The sequence below is a fragment of the Clostridium muellerianum genome, assembly GCF_012926525.1.
In the GTDB taxonomy this organism is placed as follows: domain Bacteria; phylum Bacillota; class Clostridia; order Clostridiales; family Clostridiaceae; genus Clostridium_AM; species Clostridium_AM muellerianum.
Genome location: NZ_JABBNI010000020.1, coordinates 18,859 through 41,297, shown reverse-complemented (window position 1 = coordinate 41,297; position 22,439 = coordinate 18,859). Strand labels below are relative to the sequence as shown.

Genomic DNA, 22,439 nt, shown 5'->3' with positions numbered 1-22,439 from the left:
TATCAATAACATAAGGGGGAAAATTCAATGTTAGGTAAGAAAATTTTAGCTTTGATTTTAGTTACAGGAGTTATAGGAGGTGTAAGTATATTTAAAGTAACCAGTGATGTATCTGCTAAGTCTACCAGTGATATAAAAGTTATGGAATATAAGCCTTCTGCCAAAATTAATGAAAATGGATATCAAATTGACAAGTACGAGAATATTGAGAGTGCAGCATGGATGAATGAAAATGAGGTTTTGACTTTAACTAAAAAAAGTGAATTTAAAAATCCTGATTCCACTACAATTATAAGATATTGTAGTATATATAATTTAAATACAAAAAAATCTAGAGATTTTAAAAATGTTAATATAGATGAATTTTTAGGAGTGTCACCAGATAAGAAATATGTTCTTTATGCAGAAGCAAGGAGTATTCCTAAAATTGAAAGTGAAGAATGGAAAAAAGCCCTTGAATCAGGGGATCTTCTTCATAAAAATGTAAAATTATTAAATTTGTCTACAGGTGAAATTAAAGATGTAAATACTGAAAAATTAAATAGTGATGCTCAATTTATATGGATAAGTAGCAATAAAATCTTAGCAAATTACTTCAATCATTGGGCAGTAATTGATATAAGTGGAAAGGTATATACTGATGGAAATTATAATGGTGAAGAACATGATAGTGCATGGATATCTGGTGTAGATGATATTAAAGATTTAGGAAACAGTGTAGAAGGTAAGTTTTATTATACTCAATATAAAAATGGTAAAGAGGGAGCAAAATTATGCTCCATAGATGTAAAAACTAGGGAAATAAAGGATATTTATTTCGATAAATATTCTTCCCATGCAGATAAAAAAGGAAAGATAATTATTATGGATAAGCTTGATAATAATGGTGATGCAATTAATGGAGTTTATATAAATAGAACTTTTGGAGCACTTATTATGAATGAATCTGGTAAAGTATTGGAAAATGTTAAATTACCTAAAGGTAGAATAGCTTCAGGATCATTTACATCTAATTACATACTCTCACCTGATGGAAGTAAGGCTGCCTATGTAGAGAGTAATAATCAAATAAATTCTAATAGTAATAAACCAGATGCGTCAGTCAAGGTTATAGATACTAAAACTGGAGACATAAAGGAGATAGTAAAAGCATCTAGTTTAAAAGATAAAAACGAAGAAAATAACTACGATACAATTAAAATTGAAGATAAAGATGGTAATATGAAAGAAAAGAAAATTAAAAGAACTCCTTGTATTTCAAATATTTGTTGGGATAGTGCAGGAACCGCATTATCATTTACTTATGGTGATTCCTTTGATATTATTAATAAAAATAACGTAAATACTTATGTAGTTACATTTGATAAATAACAAATTTATTCTAGATAGGTATACAAAAACAAGATATAAAATAATCTGTGTAAAATTTATAAGAATATTATAATGTTTTTATAGGTTTTATGCAGATTATGTTTTTTTATAATAAGTATTTATTTTTTTTCTACATGACAAAGTATAAGATTATCTTATATAATAGTAACATGCTAAAAATTTTTGGGAGAAGGTAAAAGAGGATAATGAAGAAAATAAATGAAATTTTTAGTGATTATGAAGTAGGTGGAAATATAAATAATGCCACTGTAGAATCTGTAGTCTTAAGTAAAAAAACTAAAACCTTAGAAATGAAAATCAGCTCAGATAAATATATTGAAATAAAAGAATTTGAATATCTTAATAAGTTTATAAGAGAAAGATTTGCATTAAATGGTTCTAGAATTGCTGTAAAGTATGCTGAAGGAACGGATAAAAAGCCTATAGAAGAGGAATTGAAAAATATCGTATTTTCAGTGTCAAATAAATATCCTGCCTTAAAAGCAGTGATAAATAATAGTGAATATAAAGTGTCTGAAAATACCATAAGTTTCAATTTTAAAATCCCAGTATCGAACTTTTTAAAAACTATGGATTATGATAAGAAAATCCATAAAGCCGTAAAAAACTTATATGGTACAGAATATAAGATAAGTTTTGTTGATGATGTAAGTGGTGAAGAATTATTAAAGATGGCAGAGGACAAACGTGCAAGTGAAATGTTATTTATTAAAAAAGAAATTAATAGCACATCAGATATTAGTGCTCCTAAATTGCCAAAGATGGTTCTAGAAAAAAAACAGGAAGTAAAATCGGAAGCTGTCTTGAAAAAAGGAACTTCATGCTTAATATTAGGGAGAAATGCTAATATTAAGGAACCTATAGTGAAAATTACCGATATCACACCAGATGAGGGTAGGATAGCCATAGAAGGTGAAATATCTAATATAGAAGCAAAGGAATTAAGAAGTGGAAAAACGTTAATTTCTTTTGATCTATATGATGGATCAAGTTCAATGACCTGTAAGGTTTTCTGTAAGCCTGGTGAAGAAGGTGGCGTATTATCAAGGCTTAAAAAAGCTAAGGGTATTAGGCTTGCTGGAAATTCAGGCTATAGTAAGTTTTCTGATGAAATTGAAATTATTGCTAATACTATAATTGAAACAGAAGGTATCAAGAAGTTTAAGAGACAGGATAAGGCAGAAGTGAAGAGGGTAGAGCTTCACATGCATACCCAAATGAGTCAGATGGATGCCATGACCAGTGCCACTGACTTGATTAAAAGAGCTATGAGCTGGGGAATGAAATCAATTGCCATAACGGACCATGGAGTAGTTCAGGCATTTCCTGAAGCACATAAGCTTTTAGGAAGAGATAACCCTGATATGAAGATTATATATGGAGTAGAGGCTTATTTGGCACCAGATAAAAAGCCATCTGTAACAGATATCAAGGGACAGAGTATTGATACTACCTATTGTGTGCTGGATTTGGAAACTACAGGTTTTTCTCCAGTTATAGAAAAAATTACTGAAATAGGAATTATGAAAGTTAAAGATGGAAAGGTAATAGATGAATTTAGTTGTTTTGTAAATCCTAAAAAGCCTATTCCACCAAGAGTTGTTGAGGTTACAAATATAACCGATGATATGGTAAGAGATGCAGAAACCATAGATCAGGTATTTCCTAAAATGCTGGATTTTATTAATGGAAGTGTTTTGGTTGCTCATAATGCTGAATTTGATGTGGGCTTCTTAAAGAATAATGCAAAGAAATTAGGGTATGACTTCGATTTTACATATTTAGATACATTGTCTTTAGCACAGTCGGTATTTCCTGATTTTAAAACTTATAAATTAGGAAGAATTGCTAAAAACCTTGGTATAAAGGTGGAGGTTGCTCATAGAGCTTTAGATGACGTAGCTACAACTGTTAAGGTATTTAATATAATGATTGAAAAACTGAAGGCAAGAGGAGCAAAAACTCTTGAGGATATAGATATATATGCTCAAGATGAGGCTGCACACGCACAAGCGTATAAAAAGGTTAAGACCTATCATGCAATAATATTAGCAAAAAATTATGTAGGTTTAAAGAATTTGTATAAGCTTGTATCATATTCTCATTTGGATTATTTTTATAAAAAGCCACGTATATTAAAAAGTTTGTATGAAAAATATTCAGAAGGTTTAATTCTCGGAAGTGCTTGCAGTGAAGGTGAGCTGTATCAAGCAATACTACTTGGAAAATCTGAAGAGCAAATAGAAGCCATTGCAAAGTATTATGATTATTTGGAAATACAGCCTTTAGGAAATAATGATTATTTAGTAAGGCAGGAGCAAGTGCCAGGTAAAGAATATCTAAAAGAAATTAATAAAAAAATTATAGCCCTAGCAGAAAAACAAAATAAGCCTGTAGTGGCAACAGGGGATGTTCACTTTATGGATCCTGAGGATGAGATATACAGGCGTATATTGGAAGCAGGTCAGGGTTTTAAGGATGCAGATAATCAGGCTCCATTATATTTAAGAACCACTGAAGAGATGATTGAGGAATTTTCCTATTTAGGAGAAGAAAAGGCATATGAGGTGGTAGTTACAAATACCAATAAGATAGCAGATATGTGTGAGCAGATTAGTCCTATTTCACCAGAAAAATGTCCGCCGCATATAGATGGCTGTGAACAAACCATTAAGGATATTGCTTATGGTAAAGCCCACGAGCTGTATGGAGATCCACTGCCAGAAATTGTTCAGACTAGATTAGATAAGGAGCTGGATTCCATCATAAAAAATGGATTCTCAGTAATGTATATTATTGCTCAAAAGTTAGTATGGAAATCAAATGATGATGGGTATTTGGTAGGCTCCAGAGGATCTGTTGGTTCTTCTTTTGTTGCAAATATGACTGGCATAACGGAAGTAAATTCACTTCCGCCTCATTATAGGTGCCCTAGCTGCAAGTATTCGGATTTTTCAGATTATGGAGTTAAAAATGGTTTTGATTTACCGGATAAAGTGTGTCCCGTCTGTGGAGAAAAACTATTTAAAGATGGTATAGATATACCATTTGAAACCTTTTTAGGTTTTAATGGAGATAAGGAGCCAGATATAGATTTAAACTTCTCAGGAGAATATCAAGCAAAAGCTCATAAATATACAGAAGTTATTTTTGGAAAGGGCACAACCTTTAAGGCTGGAACTATAGGAACTATAGCAGAAAAAACAGCCTTTGGTTATGTAAAAAAATATTATGATGAAAAGAATGTTCCAGTAAATAAAGCGGAGATAACCAGAATTTCAGTTGGATGTACAGGTATAAAAAGAACTACAGGACAGCATCCGGGAGGAATCATAGTTGTTCCAAAGGGGCGTGAAATATTTGAATTTTGTCCTGTACAGCATCCTGCAGATGATCCTAATTCAGATATTATAACAACACATTTTGATTATCACTCCATTGACCAAAACTTATTGAAGCTAGATATACTGGGGCACGACGATCCTACAGTTATAAGAATGCTTCAGGATATAACGGGAATAAATCCTCATGAAATACCTATGGATGATAAGGAGACTATGTCTATATTTTCATCTACAGAAGCCTTGAAAGTAACACCGGAACAGATAAATTCAAAGGTAGGAACCTTTGGTATTCCTGAATTTGGTACTAAGTTTGTACGTGGAATGCTTTTAGATACAATGCCAAAAGCATTTTCAGATTTAATATGTATATCAGGACTTTCTCATGGTACTGATGTATGGCTTGGAAATGCAAAGGACTTAATTGATCAGGGAGTAGTTACACTAAGTGAAGCAGTGTGTACCAGGGATGATATTATGATTTATCTTATCAAGAAAGGTTTGCCCAACAACACTGCCTTTAAGATAATGGAGCTTGTACGTAAGGGAAAAGCATTAAAAGACCCTGCAAAATGGGCCGAATATGAAGCTTTAATGAGAGAACATGATGTTCCTGAATGGTATATAGATTCCTGTAGAAAGATAAAATATATGTTCCCCAAGGCCCATGCCGCAGCATATGTAATGATGGCTTTTAGAATAGCCTGGTTTAAGGTTCATATACCTAAGGCGTATTATGCAGCATATTTCACCATCAGAGCAAAGGCCTTTGACAGCGAATTTATGATATTTGGAAAAGAAAAGGTTAAAGAAAAAATGAAGGAAATTGAAATGATGGGTAATCAAGCTGGACCTAAGGATAAAGATATGTATGATGATTTAGAAATAGTTTTGGAAATGTATGAGAGAGGTTTTAAGTTCCTTCCAATTGATTTATATAAGTCTCATGCAACTAAATTTTTAGTAGAAGAGGAGGGGTTAAGACCTCCTATAAACAGTATATCTGGTATGGGAAATGTAGCAGCAGAAGGTATATATAATGCTGCTAAAGAAAATCCATTTAGTTCTATAAAAGATGTAAAGAAACGGGCTAAAATTGGTAATTCTGCTGCAGATTTACTTAAAAAGTTTGGATGCTTAAAAGGGCTTCCAGAAAGTGACCAAATGAGCTTTTTTGATGTGATTTAAGGCATCTGAAAGAAATAATAAGTCCAATATGTGATGGATATTTTTGTAACACAAGGAGACAGTTTTCTCAGAAGTTTATATATAAGAAAGTGTAAATATAATTGCACTTTCTTATTTTTTTAAAAAATTATGTATGTATTTTCCATACATGTTGATGTTTACCCAGATGTGATATAGAATTTAAGTAATTGATAATTTTTTAAAACTGAGTTGATAATGTTTTCTAGAAAACAAGAATGGATTCTACTAAATGTCACAACTACATTATATAAGGGGGATAATGTTATGAATACTGCTATTAATGAATCACAGGTGCTTTTAAGCGATGAATTAAAAAAAATGGAATATAAAAAACAAAGATATGCTGAGGACAAAAAACAGTATTTTCAAGGTAAAAACTATTCTACAAAGGACAATAATGCTTTGAATTTTATAAAAAGTGATGATTTTAAAAGATTATGTATTGCTGCGTATTGCTATTTAGATAATAGCTTTTCGTATATTATGTATAATTATGAAAATCATAATGGTATTTGGTGTACGGCACAAAGTGATCCTGAATTATTTGATAACAATAATAGTATTGTAGAGTATATTCAAAATTTAATGGATAAATATAATTTTGAAATTATAGATTTTATTAATACTATAGAAAGAGAAGAGTATAAATCTTTTAATTTCAATTACTTTGTGGTAGATGAAACTAGTAAGTCATTAAGAGAAAAAATTCAGAATTATTATAAATCACAACTTTCAGATATGGTAGAAGATTGTAATGATGAAATAAGTATGAATGTTACATTTAGACCAAGTGTTCCTTACGAAAGATGTTCGGCCTATAGACAAAAGCAGGTGAACTTTGTGGAAGAAGTAAATAAATCAAAAAAGGAACTTAAAGAGAAATTAGAAAAGTTTATTTATAAAGTACCAGATAAGTTCATAAAGGAAGAAAGTTTAGAAAAAATACAGTCCTACTACTTAATGAAATTCCAGGAAGGTCATGGTGAGAATGGATCTAATGGTATCTTGAAACCTTAAGGAAATGAAGTTAATGAATAAAAATACTGATTATAAAAAGGTTATAGAGTGTGGCAATGATACTCAAAAATTGTACTTAACAATTTTGAAATTTAATAAGTAATGTGTGAATTTTATTAATAAGATAAAATGTTAATGATGATAAAACAATAAGACATTTTTACATGTAAAAAAGCAAAATTAATCTATATTTTGTTATATGGATTAATTTTGCTTTTTTATATTTTAATAATTGTTTAAGAGTAAGGTTATGATTTATTGAACATGATCTGCTAAAGCTTATCTTTTTTACTGGTTTCGAACTTTTGCAATATAATAAATTTGTATTTACAACCATAAGTAACTAGTTTATAATAAAACTGTACTAACAATAATAGTACAGTTATTACGGAAGGAGGGTGTAAATGTTTCAGTTAGACTTAAGAAGTAGATTACCTATTTATGAACAATTAGTAGAAAAGTTTAAAGAACTTATCATTAGTGAAGTTTTAAAAAAGGATGAGAAGCTTCCTTCAGTGAGATCCCTTGCGAGTGAAATCACCATTAATCCCAATACTATCCAAAAAGCATATAGGGAGCTTGAAAGACAGGGATATATCTATTCTATACCCGGAAAGGGGAACTTTGTAGCCTCAATAGAAAACAATGAAAATAGTGAAAAATTAAGCATACTAAAAGAGGAATTAATTAAAATTTTATCTGAGGCAATGTATTTGGGCATGAAGAAAGATGAAATTTATAGGATAGTTTCAGAGATAGATGAAAATATTAAGGGAGGGGATAGTAAATGATTCAAGGAAAGAGTGTAAGCAAATCTTTTGAAGCCTTGGAAGCATTGAAAAATGTAAATATAAATGTGAATAAGGGTTCTATTTATGGATTAGTGGGTTCTAATGGAGCGGGTAAAACCACTCTTTTAAAAACTTTAGTTGGAATTTATAAACAGGATAGTGGGGAAGTACTTATAGATGGAGAAAGTGTATTTGAAAATGTAGATATAAAGTCTAGAGTTATATTTATTCCTGATATGCTGTATTTCTTTTCACAGTACAGTATAAAAGATATGGCTAAATTTTATAAGGGAATATATGAAACTTGGAATGAAGAAAGATATTTAAAGTTGAGAGAGGCTTTTGATATAGATGAAAATAAAAAGATAAACAACCTTTCAAAAGGAATGCAAAGACAGGTGGCATTTTGGCTTTCTCTTTCTGTGCAGCCTCAGGTATTAGTGTTGGACGAACCTCTAGATGGATTAGATCCTGTTATGAGACAAAAGGTTAAAAATTTAATTGTTCAGGATGTAGCAGAAAAGCAGATGACAGTTTTAATTTCTTCTCACAATTTAAGAGAACTTGAAGATTTATGTGATTACATAGGTATAATGCATAAAGGTTCTTTAATTTTAGAAAAAGATTTAGATGATTTAAAGTTAGATATTCACAAAATTCAGGTGGCGTTTAAGGAAAGCGTGCAGGAAGAAATTTTAAAAGATGTTGATATCCTATATGAGGAAGAAAGAGGCAGCGTAAAATTATTTATTGTTAGAGGAAAAAAAGAAGAAATTATAGAGCAGATAAATAAGTATGATCCTGTAATTTTAGACATTTTGCCTTTAACTTTAGAGGAAATTTTTATCTATGAAATGGGGGATGTAGGATATGAAATCAAAAACATCATTTTTTAATAAAGGAATAATTTTAGATGATTTAAAAAGATTTGGATGGATAAGTATTGCGTATACATTGTTTCTATTTTTAACAGTGCCATTAAAAGTAATAATGATAAACAGCGGTAAGCAGTATGCTTATGATTATAATATACTTAAAAAAGTATTCTATTTTGCTAATGGTTACGCGCAAATTCTTTTTATTCTAATAGCACCTGTTTTTACTGCTATATTACTTTTTAGATATATTCAGGTCAAAAATTCGTCAGATATGATTCACAGCCTTCCTATTAAAAGAAGTGTACTGTATAGAAGTCATGCAGTTGTAGGGGCTTTACTATTAGTTTTGCCAGTAATTATAAATGGCTTTATATGTGTATTTTTAGATATAGTAATGTATTTGGGCAAATATTATAGTCCTTATGATGTGCTTCAATGGATTGAAATTATTATTATAATATGTTTGCTACTTTTCTTTATGTGTATATTAGTTGGAATGGTAGTAGGAAGCTCAATTATGCAGGGAATGTTAACTTATATCTTGTTAGTTTTGCCAGTAGCAATAGCAATTTTATTATCAGGAAATCTTGATGGATTTTTATATGGCTTTGTATATAATGATGATAACATAGAAAAATTTTCACCTGTAACAAGGGTTTGGCAAATGGCTACTAGTATGAATAATAATAGTAATAGTATTAATAAAATAAGCATTAATGAAATAATGATATATATTTTTGTATGTATTATCCTATATTTTATAGGAATGTTTATATATAATAAAAGAAAATTAGAGGCAGCATCTAAAAGTATTGCTTTTAAAGGTTTAGAATATGTGTTTAAGTATGGTGTAACATTTTGTGCTATGTTGGTAGGTGGAATATATTTTAGAGTGGCACAAAAAAGTGTACACTGGCTTTTAATTGGTTTTTTAATTGCTTCTCTTATAGGATACTTTGGCGCAGAGATGATTGTAAAAAAATCTATAAGGGTATTTAAAAATGTAAAAGGTTATTTAATTTATGTTATTGTAATTATTTTAGTCATAGTAGGAGTAAAGCTTGATATATTAGGGTATGAAAAGAAGATGCCATCATTAAATAGTGTTGATAGTGTATATTTTAGTGAAAGCTTTGATCATTTAAATTTTTATAAACATAATAGAGATGTTTATTTTGATAAAAAAGATATTGAAAATATTCACAATTTTCATAAACAACTTATAGAAGAAAAATCAAAAAATAATGATAAGAACAATGGTGGACAAAGTAGAAGAGTCATTTTCATATATAATTTAAAGAATGGAAGTAAAATCCAAAGGGGATATAATGTTTCACTTGAAGATTATACTAAGTATTTAAAACCTATTTATGAATCTAAAGAATACAAAAAAATGAATTATGACATTTTACAAGTAAATAGTTCAGATATAGAAAAAATTACAATGTGTCCTTATGTAAGTATCAATAAACAAACAGTAATAATTGATCCAAAGGATATTAAAGAAGCTGTAGAGGTTTTAAAACAGGATATTAGTAATGAAACATATGAGCCAGATAATGAACAAATAAAACCATGGTCAAATATAGATTTTATGATTGATGATAATAATTTAAAAAAGTATCCCCAGTTAATCGATGAAAGAAATAATAGAGAAAGTAATGTACATCTTCCATGGAAAAAATCTTATATATTATTTGATCAGTGGTTAAAGCAAAAAGGGTATTTAGAAGGGTCAAGGATTACGTCTAAAGATATATCATATGCTTTAGTAGAAAAAGTTGATAATATGGAGGATTGGTTACAAAAATTAAAGAATGGTAAAGTTAAAATTGATGAAAATAGTGTAAAGAACCTAAAAATAACTGATAAGAATCAAATAGAAACTTCTATTAGAATTTATAAAGATGAGTGGCGAAATAAATCAGCAAAATATATTATAGGATTCTATAGTCAAGATGGAAAAAATATTGAGTATGGAAGTTTTTCTGAAAAAGATTTGCCAGATTTTATTGCTAAACATTTTAAATAAGTAAATTGTATAGCAAATGTGCATTTTATGTTATAAGCACATTGTGACGCAAGTAACCGAAGAAACGTTAAGCTGTATTACGGCTGATATATGTTATGCAGGAACACTAACTTCATTAAGAAGTTCTAATTACTTGAGATATTGAAAAATACCTACCTCTTCAAATGCGACGTCCTGTCGCTTTCAGAGCTTTTGCCGTCCTAGCAAAAATTACGGTATTTTTAGAGTAATGAAACTCCACTTCCTTTTGTCAGAGGAGTAAGCGATTCGCACAAAATCATAGATTTTAGCTCTCTGCTTAACAACTTCTAAAATTTGCTCGAATGTTCCAGCACAACATATATCAGTCTTCATACAGCTTAACGTTTCTTCTTACTTCAGTCTACATATATACTACATAAAAATCCAAACTTTCACTGCACTTTGCTTTGCATTATTTTTAAATTATAAAATTACATTGTTAATAAATTCCGTAATCTAATATGCATAACTCTCTATTTTCATCATATCCAAAGGTGCTGAGTTTGGAAAATTCATATTGAATAGCAGGAGAATTAAATACTAATTTTTCCTTAAATTCATCTAAAATTGATAAAAATAAATTTATATTGGAAAAAGATGAATCCTTTTCAATATGGGAATATATAGTGTCAGGGCAGTCGTCATTTTTGGCTAGAGGTACAACCGGCTTATGTATAGTTAAATATATAAAATTACTTTTATATATAGCATAAACAGGACATAATATTTTCTTAAAAGGGTTTACTGAACTATCCTTGGAATGATATAAATTAAATTCATTAATACATTGTTCAGCACCAAAGGGTAATTTGCCAAAAGTTGAATCAGAGGATGTTTTTATTATGAGATTATCTACTAAATATACACATCTAGCACTGCGTGCAATAAGATTTTTTCTATTTAGCTGTTTCATTAGTTTTTTACTTATAGTTTTATTTTCGCCTAAATGCATTCCATAGATATTCGTTAAATAATCTTCAACTTGTTTTAAATTATAATCCATAAAAACACCTCCAATTTAAAAAATGATAAAACTAAAGGGAATAAATGCAATTGTTTAAATATTCTATATTTAATATTATAATATAAACAGTTAAATGTCTAGGGGGAGATATCAAACTATAATTGACAATGAAGAGATTTTTATCTAAAAAATTACAAATAAATTAAATATGCAATTGTTCTATACATAATTTAATTTTGCATATTGAGTATAATATGTATTGTAGTTTATAATCTTTAAAATAAAGTGAATCTTGATTTTAATAAAATGCTGTAGAAGGCAAGAATAAGAAGAAGTAGGTTTATGCTGTTAAATTTGAAAAAACACTCATAAGCCTGTATAATAAAGAAAGGAATTTTATATGTATTTCATCGGAAAATATGAATTTCTATGTGAATTATAGAAAAAAGTGCAGTTTTATGATATATTTATTTCATTGGAATTGAAAAGTTTAAATTAAGCTAATAGAAAGAGAAGTGGGAACCATGGAAGAAAATAACGTTAAATCCAATTTTATTAAAAATATTATTGCAGAAGACTTGGAGTTAGGAAAACATAAACAAATAGTTACTCGTTTTCCTCCAGAACCAAATGGATATTTACATATAGGTCATGCAAAATCAATAACATTGAATTTTGAATTAGCAGATGAGTTTAATGGAAAAACTAATTTGCGTTTTGATGATACAAATCCTGTAAAGGAAGATACAGAATATGTAGAGTCAATAAAGGAAGATGTTAAATGGTTAGGTTTTGAATGGGATGCATTATATTTTGCTTCTAATTATTTTGATGAAATGTACAAGAGGGCTTTAATACTTATTAAAAAAGGCAAAGCTTTTGTATGTGACTTAACAGCAGAAGAAATAAGAGAACATAGGGGGACTTTGACAAAACCAGGAACAGAAAGTCCTTATAGAAATAGAACAATAGAAGAAAATTTAGATTTATTTGAGCGTATGAGAAGTGGTGAATTTAAGGATGGAGAAAAGGTATTAAGAGCTAAAATTGATATGGCTTCGCCTAACATAAACATGAGAGATCCTGTAATTTATCGTATAGCTCATTCTACTCATCACAATACAGGAGATAAATGGTGCATATATCCTATGTACGATTTTGCACATCCTATTGAAGATGCTATTGAGGGAGTTACACATTCAATTTGTACTCTAGAATTTGAGGATCACCGCCCTTTATATGATTGGGTAATAAGAGAGAGCGAAATGGAATGTCAGCCTAGACAAATTGAATTTGCAAGATTAAATGTTACAAATACGGTTACAAGTAAGAGAAAGTTAAAAAAATTAGTAGATGAAAAGTTTGTGGATGGATGGGATGATCCACGTATGCCAACTATTGCAGGTATTAGAAGAAGGGGATATACTCCTGAATCTGTTCGTAATTTCTGTAGAGAAATTGGAGTAGCAAAAGCTAGCAGTGTAGTAGATGAACAAATGTTGGAACATTTCTTAAGAGAAGATTTAAAAGCAAAGGTTCCAGCTACAATGGCTGTTTTAAGACCATTAAAGGTTATTATAACAAACTATCCAGAAGGCAAAGTAGAAATGCTTGATGCTGAAAATAATTCTGAAAATGAAGAATTAGGAATACGTAAGATCCCATTTTCAAGGGAATTATATATAGATCAGGAAGATTTCATGGAAAATCCTCCAAAGAAATACTTTAGATTGTTTCCAGGAAATGAAGTAAGATTTAAAAATGCTTACTTTATAAAATGTAATGAAGTTATAAAAGATGAAAATGGAAATGTAGTAGAACTTCATTGTACCTATGATCCAGAAACAAAATGTGGAACAGGATTTACAGGAAGAAAGGTAAAAGGAACTATTCACTGGATAGATGCAAACCACGCTCTTCCAGCAGAATTTAGATTATTCCAGCCTCTAATATTAGATGAAGAAGAAGAAGAGGATGATGGAAAAGACTTTTTAGATAAAGTTAATCCAAATTCATTAGAAGTATTACAGGGATTTGTAGAAGAGAATATGAAGGGTGTAAAACCACAGGAAAAGTTCCAATTTATCAGAGTAGGATATTTTAATGTGGATACTAAATATAATACTGAAGAAAAGCCAGTATTTAATAGAATAGTATCATTAAAAAGTTCATTTAAAATAAAAAAATAAGTTAATATATATTTTTTAAGTACCGAAAAAGATTAAATGTTGCTAGGCATTTATAAATTCAGGTGGTACTACATAATTAATACTCTCGTTCTTTAGCTTTTTAGCTGAGGATGGGAGTTTTTTTTATTGTGAATTTTAAGGTGAATTTGTTTTAAATATTATCAAATGTTATAATATTTATTATCATTTGAAATTCATTATGTTTTAATTTTGAAAAGGAGAGATATATGATTCTTTGTACTTTAATAGGTAATCCTAATGTTGGTCAGGAAGTTCTATTTAATAAGATAGCAAAAGCTGAAAAAACTTCTGATGAAGATGGAAATTCTAAAATTGAAAAACAGGAAGGATTTATAGATAGCAATACTAAGATAGCAGTTTTCCCTGGAATATATTCTATGGATACTGGTTCAAATTTAGAAAAAATATTTAATAATCATATAACTAATAACAAAGTGAATTTAATAATAAATGTAGTAAATGCTCTTAACTTAGAGAGAAATCTTTATCTTACTATACAGCTTAAAAAATTGAATATACCTATGGTAATAGTTTTAAATATGGTGGATAAGGCAGAAAAAAATGGGATACATATAAATGTAGAAAAATTATCTCAAATTTTAGATACAAAAATTATACCTATGAATAATATAAAATATAAAGAAGTAAAGAAGTTAAAGAATTATATAAAAAAGAAAGCATTTAATGTATCTAAGCCTGTAAGTGTTGATACAAATAGTGAAAAGGAAACTTATTCTTATATAGAAAGTGTTGTAAGTACATGTACTGTAAGAAATATAAAGAGTACAGCTAAAGTTTCAGAAAAAATTGATAGATTTGTTTTAAATAGATACTTAGCATATCCTATATTTATAGCTATTATATATTTTATATTTAAGTTAGTTTTTTCATGGGTAGGCACACCCTTAGCAGAGGTATTTAGAAGTGCACTTTTTAATTATGCTATACCTTTTTTAAGCAGAATTTTAGAGAATCAAAGTCCATGGTTTAAATCACTTTTAGTTGATGGAGTAGTATCTGGAATCAGTTCAGTTTTAGTATTTTTACCTGTAATACTTACACTTTTTGCACTACTTTCATTAATGGAAGACAGTGGATATATGAGCAGAGCAGCTTTGTTAATGGATAAAATTATGAGTCTTGGAGGAGTATCTGGAAAATCCTTTATTCCTATGATTATAGGGTTTGGATGTTCTGTTCCAGCACTTATGGCTGCAAAAAATATTGAAAATAAGAGAGAAAGAGTAATTACAGCACTGCTTATACCTTTTATGTCCTGCAATGCAAAGCTTCCAGTATATATGCTTTTTGCTACTATATTTTTCCCCAAAAAAGAAATTATAATTTTAGGTATGCTGTATTTTACAGGAATTTCAATATCATTCTTCTTTAGTTTAATTTTTAAATTTATATTTAAGGAAAAGGAAGATGAACCTTATATGGAGGAACTACCGGACTATATTATGCCTGATTTTAAACTGCTTTTAATGCATACCTGGGAAAAAGGAAAAGGATTTTTAAAAAAAATTGGAACTATAATCTTTTCCATGTCTATTATAATATGGGTATTGTCTAATTTTAATTTCAATGGTATGGTAAATATAAATTATAGTTTTCTTGCAGCGGTTGGAAAGTTTATATCCCCAATTTTTAATCCACTAGGCTTTGGCAATTGGCAGAATTCAGTCTCTCTTCTCACAGGGCTTATGGGTAAGGAAGTTATAGCAGGGACATTAGGAGTTTTGTATGGAGGAAACTTATCTTTGGTTATTCCACATCAATTTAATTTAGCATCGGCTTTAAGTTTTTTAGTGTTTATACTATTATATAGTCCTTGTGCATCTACGATAATAACAATGAAGAAAGAATTTGGAGTGAAGATTACCCTTCTTTCCATATTTTATCAATTTGCTACTGCGTGGATAATTTCCTTTCTATTTTTTAATATAGGAATGAGGTATTTTTATGGATTATAAAGAAATAGAGGAGTTTATTATTGCTGGAATTATAATAATATTAGCTGTGTATATATTATGCAAAAATGTGATAAATCGAAATGACAAATGTAGTGGTTGTGGAAGCTGCTCAAAGATGTGTCCTTACTATAAAAATAAAAAAAATATTAAAGAAATTAAAAAATAATAAATCAAAAGATATTAAAAAGTATTAATATCTTTTCCAAAGTGTCAGTAATCACTACAGTGAATTTGCACAATTTAAAAATAATAATTTCGATATTTTTGGGGGAGATAGATGTGGGAAAAAAATGTGTATTAGTTTCGGATTGTAAAGCAGGTGATGTAATTTCACAAAAGGTAGTAAGCAAATATGGCGCAACTATTGCAGTAGAAAATACGATTATAAATTATTATATAATACAGAAACTTGCTGCGTTTGAGATAAAATATGTTTGGATTTATGCTGCAGGAATGGAAGGAACCCCTAAGTTTATTAGTACTAATTTTTTTGATGTGAAGAAAAATTATAAAGAGAATGTTATAGAAATAAGCGAAGTAGTAAATGATCTATCTAAAGGAAAAAAGGTAGAAGTTGCGAAAATGAATAAAATATCTAATTCTATCTATAAGGCTATAAATGATGAATATTATATTGTTAAATGTCTTAGTGAATTAAAAAACTCTGAAGGATATGTATATAGTCATTGCGTAAATGTATCTTTTTATGGAATGCTTCTGGCCAAATGGTTATGTTTAACTAAAAGAGATATAAGCCAAATAGTTGAGGCAGGGCTTCTTCATGATATAGGACAAGTAAAAGTACCTATAGAAATTTTAAATAAAAAAGGAAAAGTTGATATAGAAGAATTTGGTGAAATAAAAAAACACCCTGTATATGGATATAATATGGTGAAGGGTACTAATATTGTTTCAGATATAGTTAAAGAAGTTATTTTAATGCATCATGAAAGGATGAACAGTACAGGATACCCTTTAGGGAAAAACGGTGATGAACTCAGTATATATTGTAAAATAATTGCTGTTGTAGATGCTTATGACGCAATTACTTCAGATAGAGTTTATAGGAAAAGAGAAACTCCTTTTAAAGCTTTTGAAATACTTAAAAACAACAGCTTAGAATATTTTGATATACATGTAATGAATACATTTCTAGAAAATATAGCAGCTTGTTATGTAGGTTCAAAGGTATTGTTGAATACTGGTGAAGAAGGCGAAATTTTATATGTACCTCCACATAATATTACTAAACCTGTTGTAAGTATTGGAAAAAGATATATTGATCTTTCAAAGGAAAAGAGTATTGAAATTAAAGCTATGTTGTAATTTGTAATTATATATTTGCAATTATTCAGCTATGCTGATAGCATAGCTGAATTTATATGATTAGGGCCATTTGTTGCTATACAACATATATAAAGAAATATAATTATCTTCTAAAAGAATTTTATTACTTTTTTTGTATAAGCCTTTAAAGTTATTGTAATTCATATTTAGATTTCTATTATATAAATTTAGAATTGCTATTATTTTTAATATTTTATCCTTTATTTTATTCACAGCTTTTGCTGCTGATCTATAAATTTTCATAATCATTAAACCATGTCATTATGTGCGTTCTTTTTTTATTGCACTTAAAACATATAAACTTTATAAATTTTAAAGTCTACATTTGTATCCCCCCCCTAAATTTTTGTTAGTTCTTTATTTTCAACTTACTCATACTTATCATCGTTTCCAAATGGTAAGTATGTGACTAAAAAGTGCGTACTAGTATGTATATTATAGTAACATTATAATTAGTTATATAATAACTTAATATCAATTTATAGGAATTTATAAAATGGATTGCAATCTATAAACTTTTAGGAGGCAAGATAATGATAAGAAAATATAACTTGTATCAAATTGATTCATTTACAAAGGAAAAATTCACAGGAAATCCAGCAGGAGTAATAACAAATGCAGATGGATTAACTGACTGTGAAATGCAAAAAATAGCTAGAGAGCTTAACAATTCAGAGACGGCTTTTATATTTTCTTCGAACAGTAGTGAGTATGATGTTAATGTGAGATTTTTTACTCCAACGAATGAAGTGCCAATCTGTGGGCATGCTACTATTGCTGCTCATTATGTGCGTGCTATTGAAAATGAACTTGATACTTCAAGGGTTTATCATAAAACAGGAGCTGGAATTTTGCCTGTTGATATAACAAAGGAAAATGGTGATTATAAAATTGTTATGACTCAGGGAAAAGTTGAATTCGGCAATATTATTGATAGCACAAATAAAAAAGAACTTTTAAAAGCACTTAATATAAAAAACAGTGATTTACTGGAAAATTATGAAGTTCAGATTGTTTCAACGGGCCATTCTAAGGTTATGATTGGTATAAAAAGTGTTGAAACCTTAAATACACTTAAACCAAAGCACGATGCACTTTCTAAATTAAGTGGCATTATTAAGTGTAATGGATATTATGTTTTTACAGTTAATGAAGAAGATAGTGATATTTTAGTACACGGAAGAATGTTTGCGCCTGCAATAGGTATTAATGAAGATCCTGTAACTGGTAATGCAAATGGTCCTTTGGGAGCATATCTTGTTCATCATAATCTTGTTAAATGTAACAATTCTTCATTTAAATTTAAGGCAATACAGGGTGAAACTATAAGAAGGAAAGGTATCATTGAAGTTGAGGTAAAAATAGAAAATAAAGAACCTGTAGAAGTTAAAGTCTCTGGAAATGCAGTAATAGCATTTAAATCTGAATTGTTGTTAGAGGATTAACTTGAATTATAAAAAATGGAATATTAAAATTTAAAAATTTTAATATTCATATCTGAGAAAAGCCTTTATGCATCCCTCATTAATTTTTGGCAGCAGCTATTTATAGTACAATTTTTATTCAGTTTTTTTCAACGAACTATTTGCACTTATAATATCCTGCAGAGAAATGTTAGGGTTTTTGTATCTTTTTTTATTTATTGTATCCGTTCCTATTTGTATGGAGACTTTTGGACACAAATGTATGCAGGCAAAACATTGCTGACATCCATGATGCCAATTAGGTTTACCATCTATGATTTTAATATTATCAAAGGCACAAACTTTGCTGCAAATTCCACATCCTATACAATTATCATCAACACAAAAGCTTCTGTCTTTAGTAGGAAAGTTGTCCATGGATTTTTCAAACTTTGGTGCTAAAAGTCTATCAATAATTAATTTGCTTTTTTCAATACCATGATTTTTACAGTTTTCTATGCAATCTATAATTGTAGTAATTTTTTTATCCTTTTGTTTGAATTTTTTTATTTGAGTTTTTTCTGAATTTGCACCATACATAGCTATATAAGTTCCAGGCATTTTTATTACAAACCCACTATTTAATTTCTTTTTCTTTTCTTTTAATATAGAATCAACTTTGTCAAGTGCAAGTCCAGGTAAGAAATTACAGGTTACTGTAGCAAAAATATAACTTGTATTAGATAAATCCAATTTGTTTAAAAAATCTTTTACTACTAGAGGAATACTATAGTCATATACTGGAAATACAAAACCTACTTTTTCTGCGGCAGGTGCTACAATTTTATAATCACTTAATTTAGGTATAGATATAAGTTCAGTTTCCTCAAGAGATTTTTCAATACTTTTAGCTACGTCCAAGCTGTTTCCTGTAGCTGTAAAATAATATATTATGGTTTTCATTTCGTGACACTCCTTATTTTTCATTAATTATTTAAATAAATTGGTAACTCCAAATAGATGATAAAGATTTATAATTTTAAATGACTTTTTTATATCTTCAGAGGAATTTGACTCCTTAAGAATCTGCATTATCATTTCAATGAAATTTTTATATATGATTTTAATAATCCTATAGTTCATGGAATCATAGATAATTTTATTGTTTTCTTTTGAATAATTTTCTTTTATGATTTTTATCATATAATTTATAGCTTCATCCTTTAGACTTTCATATCTTGTACCTTTACTTCCAATAAACATTATTAAAATTTGATCTCTGTTTTTAATCATATAATCGATAAATTCTTCATTTACAAGTTGAAAATCATTCTTTGAGTTTAGCTCACTTAACGTTTTGTCCTTTGCAAATGTAAGCTTATTGATCAAAATACTTTTTAGGTTTTCTAATACACTTTCAGGGGCTATTGAATAAAATATTTCTTCCTTGCTCTTATAGTACCTATATATATTTCCAACTGAAACATTTGATTCTGTTGCAATGTTAGAAATTTTTGCTTTTTCATATCCTTTTTCTACAAAGATTTTTAATGCTGCGTTATCAATTTTTTCTTTAATATCTTCTTTTTTGTATTGAACCATATTTGTACCTCCTATAAAAGAGAATGACATATTCTCTTTTGATTGCATTATACTCCTTCTTTTTCTAATTGTCTAGAAGTTTATAGTGGAAAAATTTTATTGAACAGAATAATTATGGATAAAAAATTGCGTCAAATTTCTACAATATGATATAATGTTTTGAAAAATATGATTTGTGAAGAATATAATAGTGTCATTATTTTGATATTCATAAAAAAGCGAGAGGTAGTATGAAAAAGAATAATTTTAGTTATTTATTTGATAGGTATCAGATATTTAAAAGAGATCGTAGAATAAATAAAAGGTATGGTTATAATGATATGTTAAGAATTATAAGTGTAAATTCTAAACATGTTCATTTGGAAAGGTTAACCGTAGATGTTTCTATTTCAGGAATAGGATTTATATCAAATACAAAGTTTGATATAGATGATATACTAGAAGTGATATTTAAGTATAACAAAATGACTATACCTGCTATTGTTAAAGTAGTTCATATTAATCTGTATGATGAGGGGTACTTTATTGGAGGCCAATTTGTAGCCATAAAACATATTTATAGGGAAATGTTAAAGCAGGATTTATTATAACTCAACTTTACGAACACATGGCAAAATGAAAGGAAGTAAAATTAATGAACTTTAATGCAATGTGGACACTCCAAGGTACAATGTTTTTAATAGTGATTATTGGAGTGTTTATGAGGAAAAAGGGAGTACTTACAGAAAAGGCAAAATCAGTATTAACTGAATTGGTTTTAAATCTTATTTTACCATGCAATATAATCACTTCTTTCAGAATTGATTTCAATATGGCATTACTAAAGAAGTTTGTAGTTATTATAGTGATTGCTGCACTTGCGCAGACCCTTTCTTATATTATCTGTAAATTTGCTTTTAATAGTTATGATATAAGAAAAAGAAAGATTTTCAAATATGGAACACTAGTATCCAATTCAGGTTTTTTAGGGAATCCTATTGCACAAGGTATATTTGGAGCAACAGGACTTATGTATTCGTCTATTTTTTGTATTCCGAATAGAATTGCTATGTGGTCAGCTGGATTGTCACAGTTTACGGATGAAACTGATAAAAAATCAGCAATTAAAAAAGTAGTACTGCATCCTTGTATGATAGCTGTTTACATTGGATTTTTATTAATGGTTACAAGAATACATCTACCTGTATTCATTGAGAAAACTATAAGTAATTTAGGTCAGTGTACTACAGCACTTACCATGATATTGATAGGTTGTATTATAGCAGAAGTTGATGATTTAAAAACTATGATTAATAAGGATGTTATATATTTTACTGTAATCAGACTTGTAATGATTCCTGGATTGGTGTTTATTGGATGCAAATTAGCTGGGATTGATAAGCTTATTATTGGTGTAGCAGTTCTTTTAACAGGAATGCCAGCAGGGAGTACTACAGCTATTTTAGCAGCTAAGTATGATGGAGATTATGTATTTGGTACAAAACTAGTGGTGTTTTCTACTGTTATGACTTTATTGTCAGTGCCTATTTGGAGTATGATACTGAGATAAATCATATGATTGACAAATAAACAATTTAGTACTAACATAAAAATGAATTATAAATTCAGTTTTAAGATAATGGAGAATAAAATGGTTCAAGTAAAAAAAGATGAGGTTAAAAAAGCAATTGAAAATGCAGCAATAGATATATTTTTAGAAAAAGGATACTTAAATACGAAAATGAGTCATATTGCTGCAAAAGCAAATATTTCGGTAGGCAATATTTACATTTATTTTAAGAACAAAGAAGAGTTGTTTTATACTGTTTTACCGCAATCTTTTGCAGATATATTGAGAGATTATAATTCTAGAATATTTCCAATATTAACAAAAGCTTTTTTGAAAAATCAGCAAAACTTAGAAAGGTACCTTCCAACCCATAGAAGAATAGATGATTTAATAGCAAAGAGAAAGAGATTGTTAATTTTACTTAGATATAGTAAAGGAACAAGATATGAGAATTTGAAAAAAGAAATAATGGAAAATATGACACAACATGAAATTGCATTTTTACAGAAGTGTGGTTTGAATAATTGTGATATGGTTCAAAGTTACAAAATTATAAGAATGGTATTTGATAATATGCTTAATCTATTATTGGATTCATTGGAAGGTGATATGGAGGTTAATGAACGAAGGAACGTAGTAAGATTTTCTTATGAATATAATTTAAATGGATTCAAAAGGTTGCTTAGAGAATACATTAAATAAAACTA

The 22,439-nt window shown here is 28.8% G+C and carries 17 protein-coding genes; 14 read left to right on the top strand and 3 right to left on the bottom strand.

Annotation, left to right across the window (positions count from 1 at the left end; genetic code table 11):
• Window positions 1-27: 27 nt before the first annotated feature.
• The 6 genes from HBE96_RS11460 (at window position 28) to HBE96_RS11435 (ending at window position 10,660) form a co-directional block, all read left to right on the top strand.
• Window positions 28-1,371: a hypothetical protein gene (locus HBE96_RS11460; protein ID WP_169297888.1), complete on the top strand. Its 1,344-nt coding sequence runs from the start codon at window positions 28-30 to the stop codon at window positions 1,369-1,371.
• A 206-nt stretch (window positions 1,372-1,577) separates the two neighbouring features.
• Window positions 1,578-5,921, top strand: a complete 4,344-nt coding sequence (polC, locus tag HBE96_RS11455) for a DNA polymerase III subunit alpha (RefSeq protein WP_169297887.1) — start codon at window positions 1,578-1,580, stop codon at window positions 5,919-5,921.
• Between the two features lie 285 nt (window positions 5,922-6,206).
• On the top strand, window positions 6,207-6,959 hold the full coding sequence (locus tag HBE96_RS11450; protein ID WP_169297886.1) for a hypothetical protein: 753 nt from the start codon (window positions 6,207-6,209) through the stop codon (window positions 6,957-6,959).
• A gap of 404 nt (window positions 6,960-7,363) precedes the next feature.
• Window positions 7,364-7,750, top strand: coding sequence for a GntR family transcriptional regulator (locus tag HBE96_RS11445; RefSeq protein ID WP_169297885.1), 387 nt, complete (start codon window positions 7,364-7,366; stop codon window positions 7,748-7,750).
• Window positions 7,747-8,646, top strand: a complete 900-nt coding sequence (locus tag HBE96_RS11440; protein ID WP_169297884.1) for an ABC transporter ATP-binding protein — start codon at window positions 7,747-7,749, stop codon at window positions 8,644-8,646. Before HBE96_RS11445 ends, HBE96_RS11440 begins: the two co-directional genes overlap by 4 nt.
• Window positions 8,621-10,660 carry a DUF6449 domain-containing protein gene (locus HBE96_RS11435; RefSeq protein WP_169297883.1) on the top strand — a complete coding sequence of 680 codons (2,040 nt, stop codon included), beginning with the start codon at window positions 8,621-8,623 and terminating at the stop codon, window positions 10,658-10,660. The genes HBE96_RS11440 and HBE96_RS11435 overlap by 26 nt, the downstream gene beginning before the upstream one ends.
• Before the next feature lie 460 nt (window positions 10,661-11,120).
• On the opposite strand, the gene HBE96_RS11430 is transcribed toward HBE96_RS11435, so the two are convergent.
• Entirely contained in the window at window positions 11,121-11,684 is a 564-nt protein-coding gene (locus HBE96_RS11430; protein WP_169297882.1) for a hypothetical protein, read from the bottom strand.
• Between the two features lie 485 nt (window positions 11,685-12,169).
• On the opposite strand from HBE96_RS11430, the gene HBE96_RS11425 reads away from it, so the two are divergent.
• The 5 genes from HBE96_RS11425 to HBE96_RS11405 all read left to right on the top strand — a co-directional run bounded on the left by HBE96_RS11425 (window position 12,170) and on the right by HBE96_RS11405 (window position 18,623).
• Window positions 12,170-13,834, top strand: coding sequence for a glutamine--tRNA ligase/YqeY domain fusion protein (locus HBE96_RS11425; protein WP_169297881.1), 1,665 nt, complete (start codon window positions 12,170-12,172; stop codon window positions 13,832-13,834).
• Between the two features lie 227 nt (window positions 13,835-14,061).
• Window positions 14,062-15,831 (top strand): ferrous iron transport protein B, encoded by a 1,770-nt coding sequence (feoB, locus tag HBE96_RS11420; RefSeq protein ID WP_169297880.1) that lies wholly within the window; start codon window positions 14,062-14,064, stop codon window positions 15,829-15,831.
• Window positions 15,821-15,997, top strand: coding sequence for a 4Fe-4S binding protein (locus tag HBE96_RS11415; RefSeq protein WP_169297879.1), 177 nt, complete (start codon window positions 15,821-15,823; stop codon window positions 15,995-15,997). The genes feoB and HBE96_RS11415 overlap by 11 nt, the downstream gene beginning before the upstream one ends.
• Before the next feature lie 113 nt (window positions 15,998-16,110).
• On the top strand, window positions 16,111-17,157 hold the full coding sequence (locus HBE96_RS26310; RefSeq protein WP_169297878.1) for an HD domain-containing phosphohydrolase: 1,047 nt from the start codon (window positions 16,111-16,113) through the stop codon (window positions 17,155-17,157).
• Window positions 17,158-17,711: 554 nt separating this feature from the next.
• Window positions 17,712-18,623, top strand: coding sequence for a PhzF family isomerase (locus tag HBE96_RS11405; RefSeq protein WP_169297877.1), 912 nt, complete (start codon window positions 17,712-17,714; stop codon window positions 18,621-18,623).
• Window positions 18,624-18,737: 114 nt separating this feature from the next.
• On the opposite strand, the gene HBE96_RS11400 is transcribed toward HBE96_RS11405, so the two are convergent.
• Together HBE96_RS11400 and HBE96_RS11395 are read right to left on the bottom strand one after the other, a co-directional pair.
• Window positions 18,738-19,544: an EFR1 family ferrodoxin gene (locus HBE96_RS11400; RefSeq protein ID WP_169297876.1), complete on the bottom strand. Its 807-nt coding sequence runs from the start codon at window positions 19,542-19,544 to the stop codon at window positions 18,738-18,740.
• A 27-nt stretch (window positions 19,545-19,571) separates the two neighbouring features.
• Complete coding sequence (locus HBE96_RS11395; RefSeq protein WP_169297875.1) at window positions 19,572-20,183, bottom strand: TetR/AcrR family transcriptional regulator; 612 nt, start codon at window positions 20,181-20,183, stop codon at window positions 19,572-19,574.
• Window positions 20,184-20,413: 230 nt separating this feature from the next.
• Here HBE96_RS11395 and HBE96_RS11390 point away from each other — a divergent pair, with 230 nt between their 5' ends.
• The 3 genes from HBE96_RS11390 (at window position 20,414) to HBE96_RS11380 (ending at window position 22,434) form a co-directional block, all read left to right on the top strand.
• Entirely contained in the window at window positions 20,414-20,773 is a 360-nt protein-coding gene (locus HBE96_RS11390; RefSeq protein WP_169297874.1) for a PilZ domain-containing protein, read from the top strand.
• Window positions 20,774-20,817: 44 nt separating this feature from the next.
• On the top strand, window positions 20,818-21,732 hold the full coding sequence (locus HBE96_RS11385) for an AEC family transporter (protein ID WP_169297873.1): 915 nt from the start codon (window positions 20,818-20,820) through the stop codon (window positions 21,730-21,732).
• A gap of 81 nt (window positions 21,733-21,813) precedes the next feature.
• On the top strand, window positions 21,814-22,434 hold the full coding sequence (locus tag HBE96_RS11380; RefSeq protein WP_169297872.1) for a TetR/AcrR family transcriptional regulator: 621 nt from the start codon (window positions 21,814-21,816) through the stop codon (window positions 22,432-22,434).
• Window positions 22,435-22,439: the final 5 nt, after the last annotated feature.

What these genes read in the sequence shown, in the direction of transcription:
- HBE96_RS11460 (WP_169297888.1), top strand. Translation starts at nt 28, where the DNA reads ATGTTAGGTAAGAAAATTTTAGCTTTGATTTTAGTTACAGGAGTTATA.
- polC (WP_169297887.1), top strand. Translation starts at nt 1,578, where the DNA reads ATGAAGAAAATAAATGAAATTTTTAGTGATTATGAAGTAGGTGGAAAT.
- HBE96_RS11450 (WP_169297886.1), top strand. Translation starts at nt 6,207, where the DNA reads ATGAATACTGCTATTAATGAATCACAGGTGCTTTTAAGCGATGAATTA.
- HBE96_RS11445 (WP_169297885.1), top strand. Translation starts at nt 7,364, where the DNA reads ATGTTTCAGTTAGACTTAAGAAGTAGATTACCTATTTATGAACAATTA.
- HBE96_RS11440 (WP_169297884.1), top strand. Translation starts at nt 7,747, where the DNA reads ATGATTCAAGGAAAGAGTGTAAGCAAATCTTTTGAAGCCTTGGAAGCA.
- HBE96_RS11435 (WP_169297883.1), top strand. Translation starts at nt 8,621, where the DNA reads ATGAAATCAAAAACATCATTTTTTAATAAAGGAATAATTTTAGATGAT.
- HBE96_RS11430 (WP_169297882.1), bottom strand. Translation starts at nt 11,684, where the DNA reads ATGGATTATAATTTAAAACAAGTTGAAGATTATTTAACGAATATCTAT.
- HBE96_RS11425 (WP_169297881.1), top strand. Translation starts at nt 12,170, where the DNA reads ATGGAAGAAAATAACGTTAAATCCAATTTTATTAAAAATATTATTGCA.
- feoB (WP_169297880.1), top strand. Translation starts at nt 14,062, where the DNA reads ATGATTCTTTGTACTTTAATAGGTAATCCTAATGTTGGTCAGGAAGTT.
- HBE96_RS11415 (WP_169297879.1), top strand. Translation starts at nt 15,821, where the DNA reads ATGGATTATAAAGAAATAGAGGAGTTTATTATTGCTGGAATTATAATA.
- HBE96_RS11405 (WP_169297877.1), top strand. Translation starts at nt 17,712, where the DNA reads ATGATAAGAAAATATAACTTGTATCAAATTGATTCATTTACAAAGGAA.
- HBE96_RS11400 (WP_169297876.1), bottom strand. Translation starts at nt 19,544, where the DNA reads ATGAAAACCATAATATATTATTTTACAGCTACAGGAAACAGCTTGGAC.
- HBE96_RS11395 (WP_169297875.1), bottom strand. Translation starts at nt 20,183, where the DNA reads ATGGTTCAATACAAAAAAGAAGATATTAAAGAAAAAATTGATAACGCA.
- HBE96_RS11390 (WP_169297874.1), top strand. Translation starts at nt 20,414, where the DNA reads ATGAAAAAGAATAATTTTAGTTATTTATTTGATAGGTATCAGATATTT.
- HBE96_RS11385 (WP_169297873.1), top strand. Translation starts at nt 20,818, where the DNA reads ATGAACTTTAATGCAATGTGGACACTCCAAGGTACAATGTTTTTAATA.
- HBE96_RS11380 (WP_169297872.1), top strand. Translation starts at nt 21,814, where the DNA reads ATGGTTCAAGTAAAAAAAGATGAGGTTAAAAAAGCAATTGAAAATGCA.